Below are 6317 nucleotides of genomic sequence, written 5' to 3'. Positions count from 1 at the left end.
TCGTGATCTGCCCGGCGGCGACGTTCGTCACCTGCCTCGGCGCGGTGGCCGTGCCGACGCTTACGACGCTCGTGGGATTGCCGCCCGCGAACGTGACCGTCGCCCCGGCGATACTGGCCGTCGGCGTGGGGTGCGGTGCGGCGGTCGTCGAACCGGCGCCTAGCGCAACATCATTGCTGTTCGTGGCCACGGCGCCGGAACCGAGGGCGACCGAATTGGTCGCCGTCGCTTGCGCGTTGTTGCCAAGCGCGGCAGCATTCGCGCTGCTCGACGTCGCGCCCGAGCCCAACGCTACGCCATTTGCGCCGGAAGCCGTTGCGTTCGGGCCGGCCGCGATCGAATCGGTGCCCGTCGCGCCGTTATTCGAGAAGTTGCCTTGCTGGGTCCCGCCGTCATTGACGCTGTAGTAGTGCGTCGCGCTGGCGGCCACGGTGGACGTCAGCTGTGAGACGTTGACCGCATCGGTGGGTGCCGTGCCGGTTGCGACGTTATGGATTTGCGTCGACGTACCGCCGGGATTCAGCGTAATGCTGTTGAAGTTCGTGACGCCGCCAGTCGTATCGTACTTGACGGCTTCGTTATTGAGTGTGTTGAACGACGTCGTCAGCCCGGTCAGCGACGTCGAAATGTTCGTGACCGCCTGGTTGGTCTGGAAGAGCTGCGACCCGTTGATCGCGTCCAAGCTCGAACTCGTGATCTGCCCGGCGGCGACGTTCGTCACCTGCCTCGGCGCGGTGGCCGTGCCGACGCTTACGACGCTCGTGGGATTGCCGCCCGCGAACGTGACCGTCGCCCCGGCGATACTGGCCGTCGGCGTCGGGTTCGGCCCGGCGGTCGTCGAACCGGCGCCGAGCGCGACATCGTTGCTGTTCGTGGCCACGGCGCCGGAACCGAGCGCGACGCCATTCGTATTGCTCGCGACGGCGCTGGACCCGAGCGCGACGCCGCCTGCAGCAGCGGCGTTGGATGTGTTGCCAAGCGCGATGGAACCTTGGCCTTGCGCGTTGTTGCTGTTGCCGATCGCGACAGCGCCGTTGCCATTTGCCGTGTTGTTCGAGCCCAACTGAACGGCGCCCGTGCCGATGGCCGAGCCCGGATCGCCGATCGATACCGCGCCGTTGCCACTTGCGGTCTGACCCTCGCCGAGGGCCACGGCGCCCGTACCGCTCGTGACTCGCGAATTGTGGCCGCCTGCGATAGAGCCGGTTCCTGCCGCGGCGGCTACCGTATTGGTGTCCCCGATGGCGACCGTCGATGCGGCCAACGCCTGTGACGTGTTGCCGATTGCCGTCGATGCCGTCCCGGAGGCAACGGCGGAAAAGCCGAGCGCTTCCGCGGCTTGCGCACTGGACGTAGAAGAATGTCCCAGCGCGATGGCATTGATGCCGCTCGCCGTACTGACGGGTCCGATAGCGATCGCCATGGTGGCCGATGACTGAGAACTGGCTCCGACCGCGATCGCGTCCCCCGCAGTGCCCGCTGCATTGATACCGACTGCCACTGTACCGGTCGTCGAAGCGGTCGCTCCCGCACCCAACGCCGTCGACGATGTGCCGCCGGCTTGCGCGGAATTACCCAACGCGACAGCGAACAGATTCGACGCAGTCGAGTTGTTGCCGAGGGCCATCGAGCTCGTGCCGGACGCAGTCGAGAGCTGGCCTAGCGCCGCGGCATACGTTCCGCTGGCCGTCGTGTTGAATCCAAGCGCGATGGACTGTGCTCCCGAAGCTTGCGTGCCCGAGCCGGGAACGCCGGCTGTCCCGCCCGCGCCGATCGCGATCGCGGCCACCCCCTTCGCGCCGCTGTTGACGCCGATCGCGACACCGGACGATGCGTTGACCAAAGCGCCGCTCCCGACTGCGACGCCTGCCGCAACAGCGCTCGTCGCCTGATTGCCGATGGCCACCGTACCGGAGTCGCTAGCGGTCGCTTGATTGCCGAGCGCGACGGAGAAAGCACCACTGGCCTGAGATAAGTAGCCATACGCTGCCGCCTGCTGCCCGGCGGCGGTGGCGCTGCTTGCGATTGCAACGCTGTTGTTTCCCGTTGCCTTAGCCGATACACCGATCGCCGTCGAGCTAGTGCCACTTGAAACGGAGTCCACGCCCATGCCAATGGCGCCGGATCCGTTAGCTTGAACATCCGTACCGATCGCAATCGCCGACTCGGCGGTCGCGCCTGTACCGGGCGCACTGCGCGCACCCAGGTAAATCGCGTTAGTAGCACTGGCGATGGCTTGATAGCCGACGGCCGTGGGATTGATTCCGGAAGCGTTGGCGCCATAACCTACCGCAGTGGCTCCCCCTCCAGAGGCTGTGGACATGAAGCCCACGCATGAAGTGGAGCCACTATAGAAATTGTAGGGCGCCCCGGAGCAGCTCACTTGGGCCTGCGCTTGCGCAGCCCATCCGCCTAAGCCTGTCAAAAACAGCAGCGCCAGAACGCGTAGATGAGAACGGTGCTGAATAGAAGCGTCCGGGTCGCCGCAACGACCGCTGCGGCCGTCGCACAGGGTGGCCCCCGCGCCCGCCTTCCCCTTGCCGCACGACTTGTCCAACTCGGATGCGGCGACCCAGGCGCCGAGCGCCTCGTTCCATATCGTCTTGAATGACTTGTTCATCTTTGTTCCACCTTGTTTTGCTTGCGCTTCATGTCGCATTGACGAGAGCGACGGAGCACGAAGAGAACCGACCGTGAATCGCAACGACGCGCGCCGTGTCAGCCAGCCGCTCCGCCCGCGATAAGGACGAGCGAGCCCACGGGCTTCCATGCACGCGGCCTGGCCCAGTCAATTAGGAGTGCTAATTTTTTACGTCGATTAACCAAAAACCGAAGTCGATTGCCGCGCGGTATCACATAGCGCTCGCCGCGCTGCTACAAACGCCCACGTAACGTCCATGCGAGTGCACGCACCCCTCTCGCGTGGGACGCGTCCTCGAAATCAGATTGCAAGGAAACGGCGGACGGACAAAACCGGGTTTTCGATCGCTCGACGCCTGGCCCGCATGACGGGCCGCTGCCGGCTTATGGCGGAGCGTTTTGACAAGCATGGGTCACACAAGCGACCCCAAGATGAATGGTCCGATTGGAAGAATCCGCTTCTTCTCGTTCTAGAGTTTCGCCCCAATGTTTTCCGCTGATAACGCTCATAGTTATCGTGCCCTCAGTAGTACTGCGGTGACGATTGCCCCGTGCGCGGCATCGTGCGATGCACGTCGCTAAACCGCCTTATTTTTATTGACAACCTGGCCGCGGGTCCGCCACCACTTCCCCGCCTGCCACACACCCCCAAGCGCTTCCTCGGCGCCGAACGACTCTGCTTTAAGCGCTCAAATTCACTTTGCAATATGAGACGCCTTTTGTCCAGACGACGCGCGAGGAACAAATCTCGATTTTGCAATCTTTCACAAAAGCACGGCTATTGGATTACACGCCTTTAGGAAAATCCTTACCCCTGCGCGCGAACCGCAAACCTCGAGGGGATGCCTTGTTTTGACGCTATTGCAGCCGACGCCTCATCAAAACAGCCACATCTCTCAAGCTGGCCATGCACTCGATAGTTATTTAGTTGTACTAAAGATCTCGATCGTCGTTGCCCCCGTTGCATCACCAAGTGGGCCCCTGCCTCGAGGACTAGAAGCCTCGCTGAAGCGCACCCAGTCTCACTTCCCTTTGCCCGCAAACGTTTGCCTCAACGACGTCCGCTCGCGGCGTTCATCATCCTCGCTCAATGCGCGTTCGAGTAAGTGCTTACCCGAACTTTGCTCGAAGCCGGAACTTTTGTCTACATAAAACCTCGAGCCAGCCAGCGAGTTTGCAATTTTTTAGAATTGTCAGCCTCGCGCGCAATGTCCCTGCCGCACGCGTGCCTCAGCGCCGCGCCGCCTCTTCTAGCAGATCCCGCACGAGTTGCGCGGACACGTAATGCGGGCCGTCGAACAGGTAGACGCGGTAGCCGCGATACGCAAGCAGTTGCGGCGCCAGCTCGGCCGCTGTAGCCGGCCGGAACGCGCCTTTTTGCGCGGGGCGGAACGCTTCGGCGATGATCCGCGTGCGCTCCTTGCCGCGCCGCGCCGCGAGCGCGTCGGCATAGGCGCGCGCCGCCGCGGGCCCTCGCACGCCGACGCCGCAGCCGTCCTGCAGGAACACCCCGACATCAGGTGGCAGCCAGCGCGTCAGCCAGTCGGCGAGCGCCTGTCCGCCAATGTTCGAGTTTTCGTACACGCTGATCCAGAGCGGCCGCGGTAATTGCTCGAGCAGCGGCCCGAGCGCTCGAGCGCCGGCCCAAGTCGGGTCGACTTCGACGGGAAAGTAGTACCCGTCGATATGGCCAGGCGGCAACACGGTGGCAAGTTGTTTGGACTGCGCGATCAATCGCGCGACTCTCGCGCGCGCCGTCGTCTCATCGAAGCGCCCCGCGAGACCGACGATGACATTGCGCGCCCACGGCTCGCCGGCAATGCGTGTCCAGTCGGGCAAATGTTCCGACGTTGTGAGACCGGCCAACCGGCTCTTCCGATGCGTCGCCGTGCCCGGCAAAAACGAGAGATCGTCGACGGCCGTCCACTGCACGAGCAGGTCCGTCACGCCCAGCCGGTCCCAGTCGCCACGCGGATCGAGATGGTCGTCGTCGATTTGCCAAACGATGCCCTGCGCCAGCGCTTGCGGCTGGTCGAGCGGTCTCGATGCGCAGCCGATCGGCAATGCCGCGCAGAGGCCCGCGGCAATGAGCGCGCGGCGACGCGGCGACACCAATTCAGAGCGTGCCTCGGAAACAATCGTCGAATTACGCATCAGCTTGCCGCCGGACCGGCTATGACATGACCTCCACGCTCACCTTGTTCATTGCTCGCTGGGCGAGCACTGCTGCGACTACGGTATTCCAGAGCGAGCCTCGCCCGATCCGTCTTGAAGTTGACCGACACGGGCAACGACTCACACGCAAGCAGCTCCGAAGGAATCATATAAGGCGGCAGATGCGTCGCGAGCTGCGTTTTCCAATCGCGCAGTGCTTGGGGCAATACGCCGTCGTCCCTGCCCGTGGCGATGAACGCGACGATGCGTGCAACAGTGCCGTCGGGCCTGCGCAGCGCGACGGCTGCCGCGCTCGCAACGCCGTCCAGCGCGCGCAGCGCCGCGTCGATCTCCATGAGCTCGATGCGATAACCGCCGACTTTGACTTGATCGTCGATGCGCCCCTGGCAAAAAAGCAGCCCGTCGCTCTCAACGCTGCCGAGGTCGCCGGTCCGAAAAGCGCGCATGCCATCATGCGTGAACATGCGCGTGGCGTTCAGATCGGCGCGGTTCAGATAGCCGCGCATGACGTGCGGCCCGGCAATGCAAAGCTCGCCATCATCGATGAACACCGCCCCCGAGCGACGCGCGTATCCAATCGGCAGACGCTCGGGATGCGCGGCCAGGACCGTGTCGTCGACGACGATCCATGTTGTCGCGACGGTGGCCTCGGTCGGTCCGTAGGTGTTGATGATGCGCGCGTCTGGAAAGCGCTCGCGCAGCCGCCGCGCAAGCGGAACAGGCAGGACTTCCCCGCAGAAAAGGAAGCTGCGTATCGCGGGCAGCGCCTCCTGCGTGAATCGCGGATGGAGCAACTGCTGTTGCGCGAACGACGGTGTGGAGACCCAGGTATCGACCTGCTCCCTCGCGAGGAGCTCGACGAACGCGGGGCCTGGCACGGCCACGGTGCGCTCGGCAAGCACGATCGTTCCGCCGAGGGCGAGCGTGGCGAATACTTCGTACATCGAAAGATCGAAGCTGAACGGTGCCTGATTCAGGAATACCGGATTCGTGCCGAGCCCGAAGTCGGCCGCCATCCAATCGACGAGCGCCTCGACGCTCTCGCGCCCGATCTGCACGCCCTTCGGCTCCCCGGTCGTGCCCGAGGTGAAGAGCACGTACGCGAGCGAGGTCTCGCGCAACGCCGGCGTGCGCGTTGATCGTCTTTCGTCGAATGACTCGAAGGTGCCGCTGCGCGCATCGAAGTACGCGTGAGCGTCGAGCGTACGCGCGATGCGATGCATGCGCTCTTCCGGATAGATGGTATCGAGCGGCACGAACGGTGCACCGAGCAGCAACGCGCCCGTCATCGCGACGAAGAACGCCGCTTCCTTGTGTCCGTGCACGATCACGGGTGTGTCGGCGCCATAGCCCGCCGCCACAGCCGCGTCGCGCCACGCCGAGGCCTCGGCCTCGAGCTCGCGCCAGCTCAATGTGCGGTCCGCGCCGACGACTGCGCTCGCGTCCGGGCGCAGCGATGTATCGACGAAACGACTCGTAGCCAGATCGAAACGCATGGCGGC

3 protein-coding genes are annotated in these 6317 nt (G+C 64.2%); all 3 read right to left on the bottom strand.

Translation table 11 applies throughout. The features are described 5' to 3' along the window. A partial coding sequence (locus AB4Y31_RS22870) for an ESPR-type extended signal peptide-containing protein (protein ID WP_368675914.1) occupies positions 1-2620 on the bottom strand: 2620 nt, incomplete at its 3' end. Between the two features lie 1250 nt (positions 2621-3870). After that, the gene (locus tag AB4Y31_RS22865; RefSeq protein WP_368675913.1) at positions 3871-4794 is read right to left on the bottom strand and encodes a hypothetical protein; all 924 of its coding nucleotides are present in this window, start codon (positions 4792-4794) and stop codon (positions 3871-3873) included. Beyond that, positions 4794-6311, bottom strand: a complete 1518-nt coding sequence (locus AB4Y31_RS22860; protein WP_368675912.1) for a D-alanine--poly(phosphoribitol) ligase — start codon at positions 6309-6311, stop codon at positions 4794-4796. The genes AB4Y31_RS22865 and AB4Y31_RS22860 overlap by 1 nt, the downstream gene beginning before the upstream one ends. Positions 6312-6317: the final 6 nt, after the last annotated feature.

The organism is Trinickia sp. EG282A (assembly GCF_040965455.1).
GTDB classification, from domain to species: domain Bacteria; phylum Pseudomonadota; class Gammaproteobacteria; order Burkholderiales; family Burkholderiaceae; genus Trinickia; species Trinickia symbiotica.
This window is presented reverse-complemented; position numbering and strand designations above follow the sequence as displayed.

Excerpts from the sequence above, each read along its gene's own strand:
- AB4Y31_RS22860 (WP_368675912.1), bottom strand. The coding sequence starts at position 6,311 with ATGCGTTTCGATCTGGCTACGAGTCGTTTCGTCGATACATCGCTGCGC.
- AB4Y31_RS22865 (WP_368675913.1), bottom strand. The coding sequence starts at position 4,794 with ATGCGTAATTCGACGATTGTTTCCGAGGCACGCTCTGAATTGGTGTCG.